16 protein-coding genes are annotated in these 20,727 nt (G+C 72.2%); 9 read left to right on the top strand and 7 right to left on the bottom strand.

The window, feature by feature from the left end; genetic code table 11:
- The first annotated feature begins 133 nt into the window (after positions 1-133).
- Entirely contained in the window at positions 134-484 is a 351-nt protein-coding gene (locus ACFULQ_RS01360; protein ID WP_383536445.1) for a DUF488 domain-containing protein, read from the top strand.
- A 392-nt stretch (positions 485-876) separates the two neighbouring features.
- Here ACFULQ_RS01360 and ACFULQ_RS01355 read toward each other — a convergent pair whose 3' ends face one another.
- Together ACFULQ_RS01355 and ACFULQ_RS01350 are read right to left on the bottom strand one after the other, a co-directional pair.
- A complete protein-coding gene (locus ACFULQ_RS01355; RefSeq protein ID WP_383536443.1) occupies positions 877-2,550 on the bottom strand; it encodes an FAD-binding dehydrogenase in 1,674 nt (557 codons plus the stop codon).
- Positions 2,551-2,567: 17 nt separating this feature from the next.
- The gene (locus ACFULQ_RS01350; protein WP_383536441.1) at positions 2,568-3,194 is read right to left on the bottom strand and encodes a TetR/AcrR family transcriptional regulator; all 627 of its coding nucleotides are present in this window, start codon (positions 3,192-3,194) and stop codon (positions 2,568-2,570) included.
- A gap of 131 nt (positions 3,195-3,325) precedes the next feature.
- On the opposite strand from ACFULQ_RS01350, the gene ACFULQ_RS01345 reads away from it, so the two are divergent.
- The 3 genes from ACFULQ_RS01345 to ACFULQ_RS01335 all read left to right on the top strand — a co-directional run bounded on the left by ACFULQ_RS01345 (position 3,326) and on the right by ACFULQ_RS01335 (position 6,185).
- Positions 3,326-3,955, top strand: coding sequence for an alpha-ketoglutarate-dependent dioxygenase AlkB (locus ACFULQ_RS01345; RefSeq protein WP_383536439.1), 630 nt, complete (start codon positions 3,326-3,328; stop codon positions 3,953-3,955).
- A gap of 201 nt (positions 3,956-4,156) precedes the next feature.
- A complete protein-coding gene (locus ACFULQ_RS01340) occupies positions 4,157-4,903 on the top strand; it encodes an MBL fold metallo-hydrolase (RefSeq protein WP_383536437.1) in 747 nt (248 codons plus the stop codon).
- A gap of 40 nt (positions 4,904-4,943) precedes the next feature.
- Positions 4,944-6,185, top strand: coding sequence for a DUF4032 domain-containing protein (locus ACFULQ_RS01335; RefSeq protein ID WP_383536435.1), 1,242 nt, complete (start codon positions 4,944-4,946; stop codon positions 6,183-6,185).
- A 1-nt stretch (position 6,186) separates the two neighbouring features.
- Here ACFULQ_RS01335 and ACFULQ_RS01330 read toward each other — a convergent pair whose 3' ends face one another.
- Positions 6,187-7,059: a universal stress protein gene (locus tag ACFULQ_RS01330; protein WP_383536433.1), complete on the bottom strand. Its 873-nt coding sequence runs from the start codon at positions 7,057-7,059 to the stop codon at positions 6,187-6,189.
- Between the two features lie 58 nt (positions 7,060-7,117).
- Between ACFULQ_RS01330 and ACFULQ_RS01325 the strand changes: the two genes are divergently transcribed.
- From ACFULQ_RS01325 to ACFULQ_RS01305, 5 genes are all read left to right on the top strand, one after another.
- Positions 7,118-7,471: a VOC family protein gene (locus ACFULQ_RS01325; protein WP_383536431.1), complete on the top strand. Its 354-nt coding sequence runs from the start codon at positions 7,118-7,120 to the stop codon at positions 7,469-7,471.
- 120 nt (positions 7,472-7,591) lie between these two features.
- A complete protein-coding gene (locus tag ACFULQ_RS01320; protein WP_383536429.1) occupies positions 7,592-9,268 on the top strand; it encodes an FAD-dependent oxidoreductase in 1,677 nt (558 codons plus the stop codon).
- The gene (locus ACFULQ_RS01315; protein ID WP_383536427.1) at positions 9,265-10,725 is read left to right on the top strand and encodes an ATP-binding protein; all 1,461 of its coding nucleotides are present in this window, start codon (positions 9,265-9,267) and stop codon (positions 10,723-10,725) included. Before ACFULQ_RS01320 ends, ACFULQ_RS01315 begins: the two co-directional genes overlap by 4 nt.
- Positions 10,722-11,075 carry a UBP-type zinc finger domain-containing protein gene (locus ACFULQ_RS01310; protein ID WP_383536425.1) on the top strand — a complete coding sequence of 118 codons (354 nt, stop codon included), beginning with the start codon at positions 10,722-10,724 and terminating at the stop codon, positions 11,073-11,075. The genes ACFULQ_RS01315 and ACFULQ_RS01310 overlap by 4 nt, the downstream gene beginning before the upstream one ends.
- Before the next feature lie 113 nt (positions 11,076-11,188).
- A complete protein-coding gene (locus tag ACFULQ_RS01305) occupies positions 11,189-14,137 on the top strand; it encodes an AAA family ATPase (protein WP_383536423.1) in 2,949 nt (982 codons plus the stop codon).
- On the opposite strand, the gene ACFULQ_RS01300 is transcribed toward ACFULQ_RS01305, so the two are convergent.
- The 4 genes from ACFULQ_RS01300 to ACFULQ_RS01285 are packed head-to-tail and all read right to left on the bottom strand — an operon-like array spanning position 14,134 to position 20,689.
- On the bottom strand, positions 14,134-15,339 hold the full coding sequence (locus ACFULQ_RS01300) for an SGNH/GDSL hydrolase family protein (protein ID WP_383536421.1): 1,206 nt from the start codon (positions 15,337-15,339) through the stop codon (positions 14,134-14,136). The two genes, ACFULQ_RS01305 and ACFULQ_RS01300, sit on opposite strands and share 4 nt — an antisense overlap.
- Positions 15,336-17,678 carry a glycoside hydrolase N-terminal domain-containing protein gene (locus ACFULQ_RS01295; RefSeq protein WP_383536419.1) on the bottom strand — a complete coding sequence of 781 codons (2,343 nt, stop codon included), beginning with the start codon at positions 17,676-17,678 and terminating at the stop codon, positions 15,336-15,338. Before ACFULQ_RS01295 ends, ACFULQ_RS01300 begins: the two co-directional genes overlap by 4 nt.
- Positions 17,679-17,698: 20 nt before the next feature.
- A complete protein-coding gene (locus ACFULQ_RS01290; protein WP_383536417.1) occupies positions 17,699-19,486 on the bottom strand; it encodes an alpha-galactosidase D in 1,788 nt (595 codons plus the stop codon).
- A gap of 30 nt (positions 19,487-19,516) precedes the next feature.
- Positions 19,517-20,689 (bottom strand): ROK family protein, encoded by a 1,173-nt coding sequence (locus ACFULQ_RS01285; protein WP_383536415.1) that lies wholly within the window; start codon positions 20,687-20,689, stop codon positions 19,517-19,519.
- Positions 20,690-20,727: the final 38 nt, after the last annotated feature.

Here is a 20,727-nt window from a genome sequence, read left to right as displayed (position 1 = left end):
CTACGGATGGGGGGCGGGTGGTCGCCTCACACTAAAGGCCGTCACCTGCGCGACTCACCCATGATCAGGTCAAGTCGCACCCGTCGGCGCAGTACTCTCCCGGCACACCCGCCCCTTCGTCGAGAGGCCTCCCGTGAGCGTCCGCGTCCGCCGCGTCTACGACCCGCCAGAGCCCGCGGACGGTGTACGCGTCCTGGTCGACCGCCTGTGGCCGCGTGGGCTGTCGAAGGACGCGGCCCGCGTGGACGAGTGGCCGAAGGCGCTCACCCCGTCGACCGAGCTGCGCCGCTGGTACCACACGGGCGAGGGCTCCTACGAGGAGTTCGCCGAGCGGTACGAGGCGGAGCTGACCGCTCCCGAGGCGGTCGAGCTCCTCGACCGGGTCCGGGAGTTGGCCCGCGAGGGCGATGTCACCCTGCTGACCGCGTCGAAGACACCGGAGCAGAGCCACGCCACGGTGCTGGCAGGGCTGTTGGAGTCCTAGCCGGGACCTGCGGCGAGGCCGTCCCACGGACCTGCACCGCACGGGTCCCGGCTCTCCTTCTCGGCTGCGCGCGGTGCACCGGTTTCCGGGGTCGGCGGCCCCAGCCGCCGGCCGCGGGCAGCGCCGGCACCCGGGGCGCGTTGTCTCCGTGGCGCGCTCGCGACCGGCCCCGGGCAGCGGCCGGTCGGCGGTTCCGGAACCGGCTCACCGACCGCCGACCATGCGCGGCGGCGCCACCGGGGCGCGTTGTCTCCAAGGCCCGCTCGCGCTCGCCCCTGGCACCCGGGCACGACACTCCCGAGGCCCGCTCACGCTTGCCCCTGGCACCCGGGCACGACACTCCGGAGGCCCGCCCGCGCTCGACCGCCGCGCCCAGGCTCGCTGCCTCGGCGCTAGCCGACCTGCTTCGCCGCCGCCCGGCCTGCCGCTCGGCCGGAGAAGAGGCAGCCGCCGAGGAAGGTGCCCTCCAGGGCGTTGTAGCCGTGGACTCCGCCGCCGCCGAAGCCGGCGACCTCGCCTGCCGCGTACAGGCCCTCCAGGGGCTTGCCGTCGGTGCCCAGGGCGCGGGAGTCGAGGTCGGTCTGGATGCCGCCGAGGGTCTTGCGGGTCAGGATGTGCAGCTTGACGCCGATCAGGGGGCCCGCGGCGGGGTCGAGGATGCGGTGCGGGGTGGCGACCCGGCCGAGGCGGTCGCCGATGTAGCGGCGGGCGTTGCGGATGCCCTGCACCTGGGCGTCCTTGCTGTAGGAGTTGGCGATCTGGAGGTCGCGGGCCTCGATCTGGCGGCGGATCGAGGCGGCGTCCAGGAGCGCCTTGTCCGTCAGGCCGTTCATCTTCTCGACGAGCTGCTCGAGGTTCGGCGCGGTCACGAAGTCCGCGCCCTTGCGCAGGAACGCGTCGACCGGCCCCGGCGCCCCCTTGCCGAGGACGCGCTCCTTGAGGAAGCCCGCGCGGTCCTTGGCGGTGATGTCGGGGTTCTGCTCGGAGCCCGAGAGCGCGAACTCCTTCTCGATGATCTTCTGGGTGAGGATGAACCAGGAGTGGCCGTGCTCCGCGATGTCCTCGGTGGTGCGCAGATGCCTGAGGGTGCCGAGGGTGTCGTAGCCGGGCAGACACGGCTCGGGCAGCCGGCGGCCCAGGGCGTCGAACCACATCGAGGACGGGCCGGGCAGGATGCGGATGCCGTGGCCGGGCCAGATGGGGTCCCAGTTCTGGATGCCCTCGGTGTAGTGCCACATGCGGTCGCGGTTGACCAGCCGGACACCGGCGTCCGCGCTGATGTCGAGCATCCGGCCGTCGACGTAGGCCGGGACGCCGGTGACCATCTCGGCGGGCGGGGTGCCGAGCCGTTCGGGCCAGTAGCGGCGGACGATGTCGTGGTTGGCGCCGATGCCGCCGGTGGTGACGACGACGGCCTGGGCGGTGAGTGCGAAGTCGCCGACGCGCTCACGGCTGGAGGCGACCCCGCGCGGCGAGTGGTCCTCGGCGAGCACCGTGCCGCGCACGCCCCGTGCGACGCCCTCCTCGACGACCAGCTCGTCGACCTGGTGGCGGTGGTAGAAGGTCAGCAGTCCGTCCCGGGCGGCCTGCTTGGCGTACCCGACGAAGGGCTCGACGACACCGGTGCCGGTGCCCCAGGCGATGTGGAAGCGGGGCACGGAGTTGCCGTGTCCGTGGGCGGTGAGGTCGCCGCGCTCGGCCCAGCCCACGGTGGGCAGGAACTTGATGCCGTGCCCCTCCAGCCAGGACCGCTTCTCCCCCGCCGCGAACTCGACGTAGGCACGCGCCCAGCGCACCGCCCAGGAGTCCTCGTCGTCGACGCGGTCGAACCCGGCGCTGCCCTGCCAGTCGCTCCAGGCCAGGTCGAAGGAGTCCTTGATGCCGAGGCGCCGCTGCTCCGGGGAGTCGACGAGGAAGAGCCCCCCGAAGGACCAGAAGGCCTGACCGCCGAGGTTGGCGGCGTTCTCCTGGTCGACCAGCGCGACCCTCCTGCCGCGGCTGGTGAGTTCGTGCGCGGCGACCAGGCCCGCGAGCCCCGCTCCGACGACGATGACGTCGGCATCCATGGCGACCGTCCCTTCCCTCATACGGTGGTGTCGCTGCCGTCGGTGAGCAGCGCGGTGAGCAGTTGCCTGAGCCAGCCGCGGGCCCGCTCCAGGTCCCGGTCCAGCAGCAGTTGGACGGTGACCCCGTCGTAGGCGGCGACCACGGCGTGGGCGGCGCCCTCCACGTCGACCAGCACGGCGGGCAGTTCGGCGTACCCCTGCGTGCGGGCCAGCCGGTCGGCGATCGCCCGCCGCAGGCGCGCCCGGTGTTCGAGCAGGGTCCGGGCGACCTCGGGCGAGCGGGCCGCGTGGACCAGGAAGTCGGTCTTCACCAGCAGCCAGTCCCGGTCCAGGAGCAGTACTTCGGTGACCCGGTCGACGGCGGCCGGCACGTCGAGGCCCGGCCCGTCGAGGGCGAGGGCCCCGGAGACCTGCTCCGCGATGAGGTCGGCGCGCTGCTGGTACAGGGCGAAGAAGAGCTCGTCGAGGCTGTCGAAGTTCGAGTAGAAGGCGCCCCGGCTGTAGCCGGCGGCCTCGCAGACCTCCTCGATCGACACCCGCCCGAAGCCCTTGGCGGCGAAGACGCCGAAGGCCGCGTCGAGGAGATTGGCCCGCGTGCGGACCCGGCGCCTGGTCACGCGCCTGGTCGTCTCCTCCACCGCCATGTCGGCCCTCCGTTCGATACGCGAATGTATCCGATACAGCGGTGTATCGAAAGGGCGAAGCATCGAAGGAGCTCGAACACGCCACCGCATTCCAATGGAACAGATTTTCGAATCAGGGGTACGCTGGATGTATGACCGCGCACCTCCAGGGCTCCCTCTTCGACCAGACCGACGAGCTCCGCCTCGGCCCCCTCGACGGGATCCGCCGTACCGTGCTCGACTTCGGCGCCTGGATCGACGTGCTGCCCGGCTGGCTGGGCGGCTCCGACGCCTTGTTCGAACAGCTGGCGGACGAGGTGCCGTGGCGAGCGGAGCGCCGCACGATGTACGACCACGTCGTCGCCGTACCGCGGCTGCTGGCCTTCTACGGCTGGGACGACGCCCTGCCCCACCCCGTGCTGGAGGAGGCGCGGGAGGCGCTCACCGCGCACTACGCCGGCGAACTCGGCGAGCCGTTCACGACGGCCGGGCTGTGCTACTACCGCGACGGCAGGGACAGCGTCGCCTGGCACGGCGACCGGGGCGGGCGGGGCGGGCGCCACGACACCATGGTCGCGATCCTCTCCGTGGGCGCGCCGCGCGACCTGCTGCTGCGTCCCGCGCGCGGCGGTGGGCGGACGGTACGGCGGCCGCTGGGCCACGGCGACCTGATCGTCATGGGCGGCTCCTGCCAGCGCACCTGGGAGCACTCGATTCCGAAGACCAGCCGCGCGACGGGACCGCGCATCAGCATCCAGTTCCGCCCGCACGGCGTGCACTGAGGCGGAGAGGCGGCCGCCACGGAGCACGCGGGGGCTGCCTCCGGCGGACGGTGCCGGAGGCAGCCTCGTCCCACCAGGAGCCCCGAAGGCCTGCGCCCAGGGGAAGTTGACCGCTGGAAGACCGGTACCCCCCGCTCCGGATCGTCCGGGCGTCTGCTTTGCTGTGTGCCGTCGGGCAGGTACTCATCGGGTGGGGCGATCATGAGCGCGGGCGTGCAGCAAGTCGCGGACGGCACCTATCTGGTGCACGGCAGCAACACCAACTGGGTGATCCTGACCGAGGGAAGCTCCGCCACGCTCGTCGACACCGGCTACCCGGGCGACCGGGACCAGCTGCTCGCCTCCCTGACCGAGGTGGGCAGTTCACCGGAGGCGGTCACCGCCGTCCTCGTCACGCACGCCCACAACGACCACCTGGGCTCCGCCGAGTACCTGCGCTCCGGCTACGGCACGCCGGTCTATCTGCACGAGGCCGAAGTGCCGCACGCGCGGCGGGAGTTCCTGCACCAGGTGTCCGTGGGGACGGTCCTGAAGAACGGCTGGCGGCCCGGAGTGCTGCCGTGGGCGGTGCACGCGATCCGGGTGGGCGGCACGGCCCATGTACCGGTCGCCTCCCCGCAGCCGTTCCCGGCCGAGGGCGCCCTGGACCTGCCCGGCCGCCCGGTGCCCGTGCCCACGCCGGGCCACACCGACGGGCACTGCGCCTTCCACCTGCCCGAGCGCGGGGTGGTGATCTCCGGCGACGCCCTGGTCAGCGGTCACCCCACGTCCCGGGTCAAGGGGCCCCAGCTGCTGCCGGACATGTTCCACCACGAGCGCGCGCGAGCCGTGGCCTCCCTGGACGTGCTCGCCGAACTGGACGGCGACGTGCTGCTCCCCGGGCACGGCCCGGTCCACCGCGGTCCGGTCCGTGAATCGGCGCTTCAGGCCAGGGACCGCGCGCTCTAAGGTGAGGTGACGATCACCGGGCGGACAAGGACACGGCACCATGGCTCTGCAGATCAGCGCGACGAACCCGGAGCACCCCGCGCTCCTGCTCGAACTGCCGTGGCACCTGCCGCTGGAGGAGTGGCCGGAGGAGGTCCTGGTCCCGCTGCCGCGCGGTATATCCCGGCACGTGGTGCGCTACGCGCGCGCCGGCGACGAGGTGATCGCCGTCAAGGAGCTGGCCGAGCGCCCGGCGCTGCGCGAGTACGAGCTGCTGCGCGACCTGGACCGGCTCGGCATCCCGGCCGTGGACCCGCTGGCCGTGGTCACCGGGCGCACCGACGCCGAGGAGAGCCCGCTGGAGTCGGTGCTGGTCACCCGGCACCTGGGCGGCTCGATGCCGTACCGCTCGATGTTCGAGACGACCATGCGGCCCGCCACCATGCACCGCCTGATGGACGCGCTGGCGGTCCTCCTGGTCCGGCTGCACCTGGCCGGATTCGCCTGGGGCGACTGCTCCCTGTCGAACACCCTGTTCCGGCGCGACGCGGGCGCCTACGCCGCCTACCTGGTGGACGCCGAGACCGGTGACCTGCATCCGCAGCTGAGCCCCGGGCAGCGGGACTACGACCTCGAACTCGCCCGCGTGAACATCAGCGGCGAACTGCTCGACCTGGAGGCCTCCGGGGCCCTGCACCCCTCGGTGGACCCGATCGAGTTCGGCATGGAGATCTGCTCCCGCTACGGCAGCCTGTGGGAGGAGCTCACCCGCAGCTCCGTCTACCCGGCGGGCAAGTACCACTTCATCGAGCGCCGGATCCGACGGCTCAACGACCTCGGCTTCGACGTGGCCGAGATGCAGATCGAGCACGCCCCGAACGGCGACTCGGTCACGTTCGTGCCGAAGGTCGTGGACGCCGGTCACCACCAGCGCCAACTGCTGCGCCTGACGGGCCTGGACACCGAGGAGAACCAGGCCCGGCGGCTGCTGAACGACCTGGAGAGCTGGATGGCCACCCAGGACGACTACGCCCCGGGCGACCCCCTCGGCGCCCGCCCCGAGGTGCTCGCGCACCGGTGGGTGCGGGACGTCTTCCGGCCCACCGTGCGGGCCGTGCCCCTGGAGATGCGCGGCTCGATGGACCCGGCCGAGATCTACCACGAGCTGCTCGAACACCGCTGGTACCTGTCCGAGCGGGCCCAGCACGACATCGGGCTCGACACGGCCGTGGAGGACTACATCACCAACATCCTCCCCAAGGCCCGCGAGACGCTCCAGCCCACCCCCGCCACCGCCGAGTGACTCAGGTGTGCGGCACCACCGCCACCGGGCAGTCCGCGTGGTGCAGCACGCCGTGCGCCACCGAGCCGATGCGGGCGCCCACAGCGGTACGCCGGGCCCGGCGGCCGACCACCATCAGCTGCGCCCGTGCCGTCATCGACAGCAGCACCTGGCCCGCGCTGCCCATCTCCACGTGCTCGACCACCGGCACGTCCGGGAAACGCTCCCGCCACGGCTGGAGCGCTGCGGCCAGGGCCTTCGTCTCGTACGGCTCCAGGCCGCCGGCCTCGTCGAGCAGCTTGAGCGAGCCGGGGCTGTAGGCGAACACCGGCGGCAGGGTCCAGGCCCGCACGGCACGCACCGCGGCTCCCCGGGCCGCCGCCGCCTCGAAGGCGAACCGCAGGGCCTCGGCACTGTCCTCCGGGGTGCCCTCCTGGCCGACGACGATCTCGCGGCCCGCGGCCTCCGCGGTGGCCTGGTCGCCGGCGCGGACCAGGACGACGGGCCGGGTCGCCTCGGCGATCACCTGCTGACCGACCGAGCCCAGCAGGAAGCCGACCACCGGCCCGTGCCCGCGGGATCCCAGGACCAGCAGTTCGGAGTCGGCCGCCGCGGCGACCAGCACGTCCACGCTGCCGCCCTCCACCAGGTCGGTGTCCACCTCGAGTCCGGTGTGCCGCCCGGTGACGGTCCGGACGGCCTCGGCCATGGCCTCCCGCGCCCAGCCCGCCTGGGTGTCCCGGTCACCGGCGTCGATCCCCTCGTACGGCTGGAACCGCCAGGCGTGCACCACGCGCAGCCCCGCGCCGCGCCGGACCGCCTCCCGGGCGGCCCAGCCCAGCGCGGCGAGGCTCTCCTCGGTTCCGTCGATGCCTGCGGTGATCGGGCGGGTCATGCGGTGGCCTCCCTTTAATGCGGTGACGTCGCGGACCAGTCTTCACTACGCTGCCGAGATGACCTTGGAATGGGAACAAGTCATCGTGGACTCCGCCGACCCCGCCGCCCTCGGGCGCTGGTGGGCCGAGGCGCTGGGCTGGGTGGTGGTCGAGGACTCCCCCGACGAGTTCGAGATCCGCCCCGAGAAGGACCGGACGCCCGGTCTGCTCTTCGTGCCGGTGCCGGAGGCCAAGACCGTCAAGAACCGGCTCCATCTCGACTTCCGGCCCGACGACCACGAGGCCGAGGTGGCCCGCTTCCTGGCGCTGGGCGCGCGGCACACGGACATCGGGCAGGGCGAGCAGTCCTGGGTGACGCTCGTGGACCCCGAGGGCAACGAGTTCTGTGTGCTGGGCGAACGCCGAGGCTGACCCCGGCAGGGTCTGCCATACCTGCGCGAAGCCGCGGGATCGAACATACGATGGGCGGGACCGGGACGGTGACCACGGGGGGCGCTGTGCCCCGACCGACCGCCCGGCGTGGGGAGACGCATGGCACAGGCCGCCGAATCGGCGCGGACCGTCATCCTGACCGTGGACGACGACCCGGGGGTCTCCCGAGCCGTCGCCCGCGATCTGCGGCGGCGCTACGGCGAGTCGTACCGGATCGTGCGCGCGGAGTCCGGTGAGTCCGCGCTGGAGGCGCTGCGGGAGCTGAAGCTGCGCGGCGACCTCGTGGCGGTGATCCTGGCCGACTACCGCATGCCGCAGATGAACGGCATCGAGTTCCTCGAACAGGCCCTGGACGTGTATCCGGGGGCCCGCCGCGTGCTGCTCACGGCGTACGCGGACACCAACGCGGCGATCGACGCGATCAACGTCGTCGATCTCGACCACTACCTCCTCAAGCCCTGGGACCCGCCCGAGGAGAAGCTCTACCCGGTCCTGGACGACCTCCTGGAGGCGTGGCGGTCCAGCGACTACCGGCACGTCCCGGCCACCAAGGTGATCGGACACCGCTGGTCGGCACGCTCCTCGGACGTGCGGGAGTTCCTGGCCCGCAACCAGGTGCCCTACCGCTGGTACTCCACCGACGAGCCCGAGGGGCAGCGGCTGCTGACGGCCGCGGGGCAGGACGGGCAGCTGCTGCCGGTGGTGATCACCCCGGACGGCACTCCTCTGGTCAAGCCGGAGGCTCCTGACCTGGCGGCCCATGTGGGGCTCGCGACGACTCCGACCGCGGACTTCTACGACCTCGTCGTGATCGGCGGCGGTCCGGCCGGGCTCGGGGCCGCGGTGTACGGGGCCTCGGAGGGTCTGCGGACCGTGCTCGTGGAGCGGTCGGCGACCGGCGGACAGGCCGGGCAGAGCTCGCGGATCGAGAACTACCTGGGCTTTCCTGACGGCGTGTCGGGCGCCCAGCTCACCGACCGGGCCCGGCGGCAGGCGGCCAAGTTCGGCGCCGAGATCCTCACCGCCCGGGAGGTGGCCGGCCTGGAGATCAACGGCGCGGCCCGCACCGTGCGCTTCTCGGACGGGTCGGCGGTGGCCGCGCACAGCGTGATCCTCGCGACCGGTGTGTCGTACCGGCAGCTGGAGGCGCCGGGCTGCACCGACCTGACCGGCTGCGGGGTGTACTACGGCTCGGCGCTGACCGAGGCCGCCTCCTGCCAGGGCCAGGACATCTACATCGTCGGCGGCGCCAACTCGGCCGGGCAGGCGGCCATGTACCTGTCCCGGGGCGCCAAGTCGGTGACGCTGCTGGTGCGCGGCGCCGACCTCACCGCGTCGATGTCGTACTACCTGATCCAGCAGATCGAGGAGGCGCCGAACATCTCGGTCCGCCCGCACACCGTCGTGGAGGCCGCGCACGGCTCGGACCACCTGGAGCAGCTGACCCTGCGCGACACGCGCACCGGGGAGAGCGAACTCGTCGACGCCCAGTGGATGTTCGTGTTCATCGGCGCGGCCCCGCTGACCGGCTGGCTGGACGGCACGGTCCTGCGCGACGAGCACGGGTTCATCCTGGCCGGACCCGATCTCACCCCCGACGGGCGGCCGCCGGCGGACTGGGAGCTGGACCGGCCGCCGTACCACCTGGAGACCAACATTCCGGGCGTGTTCGTCGCGGGTGACGCGCGCGCCGAGTCCGCCAAGCGGGTCGCGTCCGCCGTCGGAGAGGGAGCCATGGCCGTGATGCTCGTCCACCGGTATCTGGAGCAGTCGTGAGCGGGCAGCTGATGCCGTGCAGCCCGGCGGAGATCGGGTCGCTGTTCCTGTTCGAGAAGCTGTCCCCCGAGCAGCTCGGGCAGCTGTGCAGCGCAGGCCGGGTGGAGAGGTTCGAACCCGGACCGGTGTACACCGAGGGCGAACCCGCCACCTGCTTCTACGTCATGATCGAGGGCACGGTGGTGCTCTCCCGCCGGGTCGGCGGCGACGACGTGGAGATCAACCGCACCTCGCAGCCCGGGGTCTACGCCGGGTCCATGCAGGCGTACCTCGGCGACCGGGTGCAGCAGACCTACAACGGCTCCATGCGGGTCACCGAGCCCTCGCGGTTCTTCGTGCTGCCCGCGGAGACGTTCGCGGACTTCATGCAGGAATGGTTCCCGATGGCGGTCCATCTGCTGGAGGGGCTCTTCTTCGGTTCGAAGAACACCCAGCGGGCCATCGGACAGCGGGAACGGCTGCTGGCGCTCGGTTCGTTGTCCGCCGGTCTCACCCACGAGCTCAACAACCCGGCCGCGGCCGCGGTACGGGCCACGGCGACACTGCGCGAGCGGGTCGGCAAGATGCGGCACAAGCTCGGCATCATCGCCCAGGGCTCCTACTCCCCCGAGGTGATGGCGAACCTCATCGACATCCAGGAGCGCACCGCCGAACGCGTCGCCAAGGCACCCGTGTTGAGCCCGCTGGAGGCGTCCGACCGGGAGGACGTCCTCACCGACTGGCTCGACGACCACGGCATCCAGGAGGGCTGGCGGATCGCGCCGACCTTCGTGCAGGCCGGTCTCGACGCCGACTGGCTGGACCAGGTCGCGGCCGCCCTCGACGAGGAGATGCTGCCCAACGCCATCGGCTGGCTCAACTACACCGTCGAGACCGAGCTGTTGATGGACGAGATCAACGACTCCACGGCCCGTATCTCGCACCTCGTCGACGCGGCCAAGCAGTACTCCCAGCTGGACCGGGCGCCCTACCAGGTGGCCGACGTGCACGAACTGCTCGACAGCACCCTGCTGATGCTGTCCGGGAAGATCGGGCAGCAGATCAAGGTCGTCAAGGACTACGACCGGACCCTGCCGAGGATCCCGGCCTACCCCGCCGAGCTCAACCAGGTGTGGACGAACCTGATCGACAACGCGGTGCAGGCCATCAACAGCATGAGCGGGGAAGGGACGTTGACCGTCCGGACCGCGCTGGAGCACGACCGGCTGCTGGTGGAGTTCCGGGACACCGGGCCCGGGGTGCCGGCGGACATCCGCGGGCGGATCTTCGATCCCTTCTTCACCACCAAGCCGGTGGGCGAGGGGACGGGGCTCGGGCTCGACATCTCCTGGCGGATCGTGGTCAACAAGCACCACGGGACGCTCCAGGTGGAGTCGTCGCCGGGGGACACCCGTTTCCAGGTGCTGCTTCCGCTGACCGCGGTGGACAACGACGAGGCGACCGAGGAGCCGGAGTGAGCGACATCAAGGGGATCGACCCGAGCGTGCCGCCGAGCGGGGACGGGTGCGTGGAGTGCGACGCGGCGGGTGGGTGGTGGTTCCATCTGCGGCGGTGTGCGCAGTGCGGGCATGTGGGGTGCTGTGACTCCTCCCCCGGTCAGCATGCCAGCGGGCACTTCCGGGAGTCGGGGCATCCGCTGGCGCGCAGCTTCGAGCCGGGTGAGGAGTGGTTCTGGAACTTCGAGACGAGTGAGATGTTCGAGGCGGGGCCGGAATTGGCTCCGCCGGTGAGCCATCCGGAGTCCCAGCCGGCGCCGGGCCCTGCGGGGCGGGTGCCGGCTGATTGGGCTCGGGTCTTGCGCCGATGAGCTCGGGGCGCCTGTCTGACGGCGGCTGCGGGTTTGTCTGTGGCTGAGCGCGCAGTTCCCCGCGCCCCTGGGCAGGTCGACCTGCTGTCAGTGTGAAGTGCCAGGATGTATTCGTGTCGCAGATCTCCAGCAGTACGCCTCTTGTCGGGCGAGAAGACGAGCTTGCCGGGCTGTCCAACGTGCTGGAGCGGGCCCGGGGCGGGGAGGCGCGGGCCGTTCTCGTCGCCGGGGATGCCGGGGTCGGTAAGACGCGGTTGCTGAACGAGGTTGCGGGGCGGGCCGCCGCGGCCGGAATGACCGTGCTGACCGGGCACTGTGTCGATCTCGGGGACGTCGGGTTGCCCTATCTGGCGTTCACCGAGGTGTTGGGGGCGGTCGCGCAGGACGAGCGGTTCGCGCCGGTGCTCGCCGCGTATCCCGTGGTGGAGCGGCTCATGGGAGGCGGCCCCGCCGATGAGGCCGGCGACCGGTTGCGGCTGTTCGAGGGGATCGCCGGGCTGCTCGCCGATCTCGCGGACATCACTCCCCTGCTCCTGGTCCTGGAGGATCTGCACTGGGCCGATCAGTCGTCGCGCGATCTGCTGCGGTTCCTGCTCAGCCGGGGCGTCCTTCAGCGGTCGGCGGGCGGGGCGCGCACCCATCGGCTGGCGGTGCTGGCCTCCTACCGTGCCGACGATCTGCACCGGCGGCATCCGCTGCGGCCGCTGCTCGCCGAGCTGGTGCGGCTGCCCGCCGTGGAGCGGCTGGAGCTGCGGCCCATGCCGGACGCCGAGGTGGCCCGGCTGGTGCGGGCCCTGCGGGAAGGACCCCTGCCGGATGCCACCGTGCGGCGGATCGTCGAGCGGGCCGAGGGCAACGCCTTCTACGCCGAGGAGCTGCTCGCCGCGACCGGGAGCGGGGACGGCGGGGTGCCCAGCGGGCTGGCGGACGTGCTGCTGATCCGGTTCGAGCAGCTCTCGGACACCGCTCAGCAGGTGCTGCGCAGCGCCGCCGTGGCCGGGCGGCGCGTCGAGCACGACCTGCTGCGGGACGCGGTGGGGCTGCCCGAGGAGGAGTTGGAGGGGGCGCTGCGGGAGGCCATCGGGCGGCAGCTGCTGGTGCCGGGCGAGGGGGACACGTACGCGTTCCGGCACGCCCTGGCCCGGGAGGCCGTGTACGCCGATCTGCTGCCGGGTGAGCGGGCCCGACTGCACGGGGCGTTCGCCCGGCTGCTGGAGGGGCGGGGGCCGCGGGCCGAGAGCGCGGCGGAGCGGGCCCATCACTACCGGGAGAGCCATGATCTGGCGCCCGCGCTCGCCGCTTCGCTGGAGGCCGCGGACCATGCCCAGCGGGTGGGGGCACCCGCCGAGGAGCTACGGCACCTGGAGGCGGCCCTGGATCTGTGGTCGGCGGTGGAGCCGTCCGCGCGGCCCGGGGGCGAGGGGGTCGACCGGGTCCGGTTGATGCTGCGGGCCTCGGCCGCCGCCGCGCACACCGGCGCGCTGCACCGGGCGGTCTCGCTCACGCGCGCCGCGCTCGCCGGTGTCGGTCAGGAGGCGGACTCCGAGCTCGCCGCCCGGGTGCGCTACACCCTCGCCGGGAACCTGATGAGCGTCGACAACCTCTCGGCGGCCTTCGCCTACAGCAGCGAGGCGCTGGCCATGATCCCGGCCGATCCCCCGTCCCGTACGTGGGTGTGGGCGGCGGCGACCCATGCGCTGGCGGCCCGTCACGTCGGGGAGAACGACACCGCGCGGCGCGTCGCCCGTGAGGCGCTCGGCGGCGCGGAGCGGTTGGGTGTGACCGACGCCCAGGCCGATCTGCTGGTCTCCCTGGCGATCTTGGAGGGCGGCGGCCGGCGCTCGGTGGAGGGGCGGGAGCGGCTGCGCCAGGCACGGGAGCTGGCCCGCAGCTCGGGCAACGCCCCCGTGGAGATGCGCGCGCTGTTCAACCTCGCCGTGGGCTGCTTCGAGTCCGGGCTCCTCGACGAGTGCCTGCCCTGGGTCACCGAGGGGCTGGACCGCGCGCGCCGGGCCGGGCTGCTGTCGTCGCCGTATCCGATGGAGATGCGCTATCTGCACCTGCTGGTGCTGTACACGCTGGGCCGCTGGGACGACTGCGTGCGGGCGGCGGCCACCGACGCCGAGGTGCTGCCCGGGGCCGGCGGGTACACGGTGGGGCCCGCGCTGTACGTGGCCCTGGCGCGCGGTGACTTCGAGGCCGCCGACCGGGCCCGGGCGCTGCTGGAGGGGCCGTTCGACTGGATGGCCACGCTCGTCGCGGGCCTGGTGCTGACCGACGCGGCGGCGTTGCGCGGGGAGCCGGAGGAGGCCGTGCGGCGGATGCGGTCCACCGTCGCGGCCCTGACCGACGACACGGGCACGCCTCCCCACGTCACCGTGCGCCTCGCCACTCTCGCCCTGTCCGCGGTCGCCGACCGGGCCGTCGACCTGCGTCTGCACGGGGACGAAAAGGGGGCGGAAAGCTGGGCGCGAACGGCGACCGAGCTGCTGGAGCTGGCTCGGACCAGCGCCGTACAGGGCGAGAGCGGCATACCTCAGGGCCCCGAGGGACAGGCCTGGCTGGCCCGGGCCGAGGCGGAGTGGACTCGGGCCGTGTCGGGACCGGACCCGCAGGCGTGGGCGAAGGCGGTCGCCGCGTTCGACTTCGGTGACGTGTACGAGCCGGCGCGCTGTCGGCTGCGGTACGCCGAGGCGCTGCTCGGGGCCGACCGGCGTGAGGAGGCCGCGGCCGAGGCGCGGGCCGCTCGCGAGGTGTTGGCGGGCCTGGGCGCCAAGGTGCTCCTTGAGCAGGTGGACGAGCTGATCCGGCGTGGCCGTCTCGCCGAGGCCCCGGCCACCGGCACCTCACTGCTCACGGCCCGTGAGCAGGACGTGCTGCGGCTGCTCGCCCGGGGACGCAGCAACCGGCAGATCGGCGAGGAGCTGTTCATCACCGGCAAGACGGCCAGCGTGCATGTCTCCAACATCCTCGCCAAGCTGGGCGCGGCGAGCCGCACCGAGGCCGTGGCCGTCGCCTACCGGGAGCGGCTGATCACCCCGGAGACGACGGCCCGCGACTAACCGCGCGTGCATTCCAGGGAGTTCAGGTCGACGGCGTCCGCCATCGCCTGCATCCCCTTGTCGTTGGGGTGGATGTGGTCCCCGCCGTCGAGGAACGGCAGCATCCGCTCGGGGTCGTAGGGGCTGCGCAGGATGCGGTCGAAGTCGGCGACCGCGTCGAACTCCTCGCTGTGCTCTCTGATGTGGTCGTTGACCTCCTGACGTACAGCCTCGGCGGGCGGGTCCCACTCCGACCAGCCCTTGAAGGGGGCGATGGTGGAGACGACCACGCACTTGCCCGCGTCGTGGGCCCGGTCGACGATCCGGCGGTAGGCGTCGATCAGGTCCTGGGCGGTGACGCCGGTGTGGGCCTTGAGGTCGTTGACGCCCTCGAAGAGGAACACGGTGCGGACGCCCGGCTGGGACAGCACGTCCCGGTCCAGGCGGTCCAGGGCGCTGGGCCCGGCGCCGTCGGCCAGCACCTTGTTGCCGGATATCCCTTCGTCGGCCACGCCCTTGACGGTGGTGTGCGTCTTCTGGAGGCGGCGGGCGAGGTAGTCGGGCCAGCGGCGGTTCTGGTCGCTGGTGGACTGCCAGCCGTCGGTGATGGAGTCGCCGAGCGCGACCACGGCACCGGTGGCGGCGGGTGTGCGCACCGAGACCGCGTCGAGGTAGAACCACGACCCGATGCTCTCGGTCCAGTGGGCACCGCTCTCCTCGGCGGTGTGGTCGCCCTGGGTGGCGTACGACGTCTGCAGGGCCATCCAGTGGCCGGTGACCGGGCCCGCCGCGTCGGGGGTGTGGAGGCTGACGACCAGGTTCGATCCGGCGGCCAGCCGGCCTGGCAGCGGGTCGCTGTACACGGTGGCGCCGGGTTCCACGATCGTCGAGGAGGAGCCGTCGAAGGTGAGTTGACGGTTGCTGCCGCGTACCAGGTCGGGGCCCTTGAGCTGGAGGCCCGCGTAGACGCTGTCGAAGGTCACCGGGCGGTCCCCGAAGGCGTTGGAGAGCCGGATGCGCGGATCGCGGCCGCCGACGCTGGTGTGCACGACCATGCGGTAGCCGCGGTCGGCGGTCGACTCGCCGATGCGGTAGGCACTGGAGCCCCAGGTGATCACCCCGTCGGGCGGGCCGACGGCGGCGGGTGCGGGGGTGGCCTGGAGGGCTGCGGCCGCGACCGTGACGGCGATCAGGCGGGCGCCTCGGGTGGTCAGGTGCCTCATCGGCCGAAGTCCTTCAGCGTGATGGCGGCACCCGGCTTCAGCGTCACCGTGCGGGTGCTTCCCGCGTGGGCGACGGTCGTGGTGCGGCCGCCGACGCTGCGGATCCGTGCTTCGGTCGGGGTGCCGTCCCGCCAGCGCAGGTCGACGACGAAGCCGCCGCGGGCGTTCGCTCCCGTGAGGGAGCCGGCGGCGGCCCAGGCGTCGGGCAGGGCGGGCAGAAGTTCCAGGTGGCCGGGTCGGGAGTACAGCAGCATCTCGGTCATCGCTGCGGGGGTACCCAGATTCGCGTCGATCTGAAAGATTCCGCGACCCTTTTCCACCTCGTAGATGTCGAAGAGGTTGAAGGCGGTGCCGTTGCTGCCGCCGCTGGAGGGGCGGAGGTTGGTGGCCAGCAACTGGTAGGCCTTGTCCGCGTCCTTCAGGCGGGCCCAGCACAGCGCACGCCAGGCGTTGGCCCAGCCGAAGCTCTCCATGCCGCGGGCGGTGAGCAGGGCCGTGGCGCCCTCGACGAGGTCGGCCGGGGTGGAGCCGTCGGGGCGGATGCGGTCGCCCGGGAAGAGTCCGATGAGCGGGGACAGGTGGCGGTGGGTGGTCTCGCCCAGGTTGTCCGGGGACATCCACTCCTCCAGCCAGCCGGTGGTGGGGCTGACCTCGGGGAGGTGCAGGCGCTTGCGGAGGCCGGCGACGGTGGCGGCGAACGCCGGGTCCTTCCTCAACTCGGCGGCGGCCGTGCAGTAGTTGCCGAACAGGGTCCAGACGAGTTCCTGGGCGTAGGTGATGCCCTTGGCGTCGAGGGGGCCGTGCTCGGGCGACCAGTCGCTGTCGGCGACCAGGACCTCGCGTGAGGTGCCGGGGAGGGTCATGGTCAGCAGGCGTGCCTCCCAGAACTCGCAGGCGCCTTTCAGCAGCGGGTAGATGCGCTCCAGATGGGTCCGCGAGGCGGTGAACTCGTAGTGCTCGAAGAGGGAGTTGCACAGCCAGGCGTTGCCCGCCGGGTGCCACCACCAGCCGCCTCCGCCGAAGGGGTTGGTGGAGATGGCGACCGTCCAGCCGGCGTTCTTCCCGGTGGAGTTGCGGTAGCGGTTGCGGGGGTCGTTGAAGAGCCTGCGGGTGAGGTCGGTCCAGGACGGGAGTTGGGCGAGGCAGTAGTCCGTGAGGGCGTCGAAGCACTGCGACAGACCGGCCCGGTCGGCCGCCCAGTAGTTCATCTGGATGTTGATGTCGGTGTGGTAGTCGCCCATCCAGTCGGGGTCGTTGCCGTCGAGCCACAGCCCCTGGAGGTTGAGGGGGAGACTGCCGCGTGAGCCCGCGATCATCAGGTAGCGGCCGAACTGGAGGTACTGGGACTCCAGTTCGGGATCGGGCACCCCGTCCCGGGCCCGGGCCCGCAGCCGCTCCCAGGTGTCCAGGGCGCGCTGATCGGCGGTGGAGGTGCCGAGAGAGACGCCCAGCTGCCCGTACAGGGCGTGGTGGTCCGCCGTGTGGGTGGCGAGCAGGGTGGCCGCCGAGTGGCGGGCGGCTGCCCGGACCTTGGTGCGGGCGAGTTGCTCGGGGTCGAGGGACGGGTCCCGGAACCCGGCTGCCGCGTCGGGTGCGTAGTCGGTGCCGCCGCTCAGCACCACGGTCAGGTCCCTGCACCCGGCGAAGGTGATGTCCGGGCCGTTGACCCGGACGCGGCCGCCACTGCCGTACGCGGTGATCGCGGCGCCGTATCTCAGTCCGTTGGGCAGGGTGGCCCCGAAGGAGACCGCGGGCTGTTCGCCGTGCGTGCCCTCCAGCGTGATCGTGCCGGTGTAGTGGCCTCCCCCGCTCTGGGTGAAGTGCAGGACGATGACGTCGTCGGGGTGGCTGGCGAAGATCTCCCGTCGGTAGGTCACGCCCGAGCGGACGTACGACGTGCCGTTGACGCCCCGGTCGAGGTCGAGGGTGCGGCGGTAGCCGGAGACGGTGGACAGGTCGTGGTCGGGGAGGTCGACGGTGAGCCGGGCCAGCAGGGTGAAGGAGCCGAAGTCCTGGCGGCCGTAGGGGAACTGGCCGTCGGCGTCGAGGGTGTCGTTGAGGCCGCCGGTCCACATCGTGGCGTCGGTGACGAGGAGGAGTTCGCGGCCGGGGTCGTTGCCGGCAAGGGCACCGAGGCGGCCGTTGCCGACGGGCAGGCCCTGCTCGATCATCGAGTGCTCGTCGGCGGGGGCCTGCCACCACAGCCGGTGGCGGGTGTCGGTGCCGAGGACGGGTGCGGCGGCGGGTCTCTGCGGTGCCGCGGTCGCCTTGAAGGCGGGCAGGGCGGCGAGCGCGGCGGTCAGCGCGAGGACACCGCGTCTGGAGGGGGCGGGGGTCATGGCGGCTCCTGGTGGCTCGGTCAGGACTTCGGTACGTCGATCCGGTCGATGTCCGGCGCGTAGCCGGTGGTGCCGCTGTCGAAGGTGATGGTGTTGGCGCCGGCCTTGAGGGTCACGGGCACGTACACACTGGCCACGGTTCCCCAGTCGCCGGTGGCCGGGAGCTTGTGCCGGGTGGCCCCGCCGCCGTTGGCCGAGACGTCGACCGAGCGGGCGTCACCGCTGATGTAGGAGACCTTGATCTGGTACGTGCCGGCCTTCGCGACCGTCACGTCGTTGAAGGTCAGCTTGCCGCCGAGGTACAAGTTGCCGACCTTCTTTCCGTTCGAGCAGGCCGAGCAGTCGGCGACGGAGGCGTTGCCGCCGAGGGTGTTGGTGGGGGACTCGGCCTCGTGGCCGGTGTACGCGAGTGCGGTGCCGCGCGGGATGACCGTGAACAGGCGGGAGCCGTGGGCGGGCAGGGCCTGGGTGACCTTGTTCCGGTGGGTGCCGAGGTTCTCGTGGTTCCACAGGTCACGGACGGACGCGTTCCCGGTGAAGCCGAGGGCGGCCCAGTCGGCGGTGACGGCGGCGGGGGCGTCGGCGAGGTTGAACAGGGCGACGGTGTAGGTGCCGTCGGGGTTCTTCGACGCCCACACCTGCTGCGGGTCGGACGGGGTGACCGGCTGTGCGGGCGGGTTGGGGCCCTGGTTCAGCGCGATGACCTCGCGGTTGGTCAGCAGGGACAGGCCGTAGGAGTCGAGGCGGGTGAGGTCGTCGCCGGTGTAGAGGGGGGACTTGGCGATGGCCCACAGGGTGGCGTAGCTCTGCCGTTCGGCCTTGGTGAGGCCGTCCATCGCGCCGTTGCCGACGTCCAGGGAGTCGAGGTCGTTCCAGCCGCCGGGGCCCGCGTGCCGGGTCCAGGCCGGGGTGTCGTCCCAGCGGTCGTCGACCGAGTTCTCCCAGCTGACCAGGGTGTTGCAGTAGCACTCGACGTCGGTGTCGACGCGCCAGCCCTGGGAGTACTTCTTCCAGTCGGCGGCGTGGCCGAAGTCGAGGGACCAGGAGAGTTCGAGGTGGATCGGGCGGCCGCTGTCGGCTATGGCCCGGTGCCAGGCGGCCACGTCGGCAACGTTGTCGTACTGGTCACCGCTCTTGCCGGAACCGGGGCCGACGCCGTCGAGCTTGAGGAAGTCGTAGCCCCAGTCGGCGATCAACCGGGCCTGGGAGTCGATGTACTTGGCGGTGCAGGGCTTGGCGAAGTCGAGCTTGTAGGAGCTGTCCCAGCCGTTGGTGGTGCGCAGGTCGTCGTAGACGATGTCGGCGGTGGTGCAGCCGTCGGCGTTCCAGATCGGGGTCTTCCCCTCGCCGTAGGCGCCCTTCTCCAGGCCGGCCGGGAGGTAGATGCCGGCCTTGAGGCCCTTGGCGTGGATACGGTCGGCGACGGCCTTCATGCCGCTGGGGAAGCGGACCGGGTCGGGCTTCTGGCGGCCGTACCGGTCGAAGCCGGACTTCCAGGTCTTGTCCATCCACCAGCCGGCGTCGATGTTGACGTACTCGTAGCCGTACTTCTTGAGCTTGGCGGCGAGGGCGTCGGTCTGCTTCAGGACGTTGGCCTCGGTGAGGTAGCTGTAGTCGCCGTCCGGGTTGAGGCCGGGGTACTTGGAGGACTGCATGCTCCAGCTGGACCAGCCCATGTAGGGCTTGGCGGCGAGGTCTGCGGTGGGGGCGGGGGCGTCGGCGGCATGGGCCGTGGGGACGGCGACCGCGGTGAGGGCGAGCACCAGGAGTGCTCTCGCGGGCATGGCGAAGTACGAGGATGACCGCATGGGTCGTACCTCCAGGGGGTGTCGGGTGGTTCAGCGGCTCGGGGTGATGAAGGACTGGATGGCGGTGGCGGCGGCTCCGCGCGCCCACTCCTCGAAGGGCAGCGGGTGGGTGCGGACGTCGCACTGGGCGGCGGAGCCGAACGCGGCCGCGACGAAGGCGTCGCGGATCTGCTCGGCGAACAGGTCGTAGGCGGCGAGCCCCTCGCCGGAGATGATCACGCGTTCGGGGCCGAGGAGGTTGGCGACGGTGGCGATGCCCCGGCCGATCGCCTCGCCCGCGCGTGCGTACACGTCCCGGGCCCCGGCGACGCCCTCTCGGGCCAGGGCCAACGCCTCGTCCGGGTGGGTGAGTTGGACGCCGGTGGCCGCACGGACCTGCCGGACGATCGCGGCCTCTCCCGCGATCGCCTCGACGCAGCCGCGGTTGCCGCAGTGGCAGAGCGGGCCGGCCGGGTCGACGGTCACATGGCCGATCTCGCCGGCCACCCCATGGGCCCCGGCGACCACCCGGCCGTGCACCACGAGTCCGCAGCCGATGCCGGCGCCGACGGTGACCACGGCGAAGTCGGAGAGGCCCGCTCCCGCGCCGAACCACTGCTCGGCGACGGTGAGGGCGCGCACGTCGTTGTCGAGGGTGACCGGCAACCCCGTGGTCATGGCGGCGAGTTCGGCGAGCGGGACGTCTCGCCACTCCAGGAAGGGCGAGTAGCGGACGGTGCCCTCGCCCCGGTCGACATCACCGGAGACGGCGATGCCCAGGCCCAGGACGGGGGCCGTGGAGCCGTCCGTCTCGGCCAGGAGCCGCTGGGTGAGCTCCGCGATACTCGCCAGCACTGTCCTCGGATCGCGGTCGGGCAGGGGCAGGTGACGGGCGACACGGATGCGGCAGCACAGGTCCGTGAGGACGCCGATGATCTCGTCGCCGGTGACCTTGACGCCGAGGAACAGGGCCCGTCCGCCGTCGACCCGGACGAGGGTCGCGGGCCGGCCGAGCGCGGGTCGGGCCTCCTCGTCGGCGCCCTCCACCAGGTACCCGGCCTCGATCAGGGGCCGGACCGCCTTGGTCACGGCGGCCGGTGACAGTCCGACACGCCGGGACACCTCCAGACGGGCGAGGGGCCCGTGGGAGAGGACGGCGGTGAACACCTGTGAAGCGGCTGGGGTGTTGGCGGGAAAGGTCTCGGCGCTGGGGGTCGGGCGCATGGTCGGGAACCTAGGGGGATTCTTTTCCGACGTCAATA

Source organism: Streptomyces sp. NPDC057253 (genome assembly GCF_042669125.1).
GTDB lineage: Bacteria > Actinomycetota > Actinomycetes > Streptomycetales > Streptomycetaceae > Streptomyces.
This window is presented reverse-complemented; position numbering and strand designations above follow the sequence as displayed.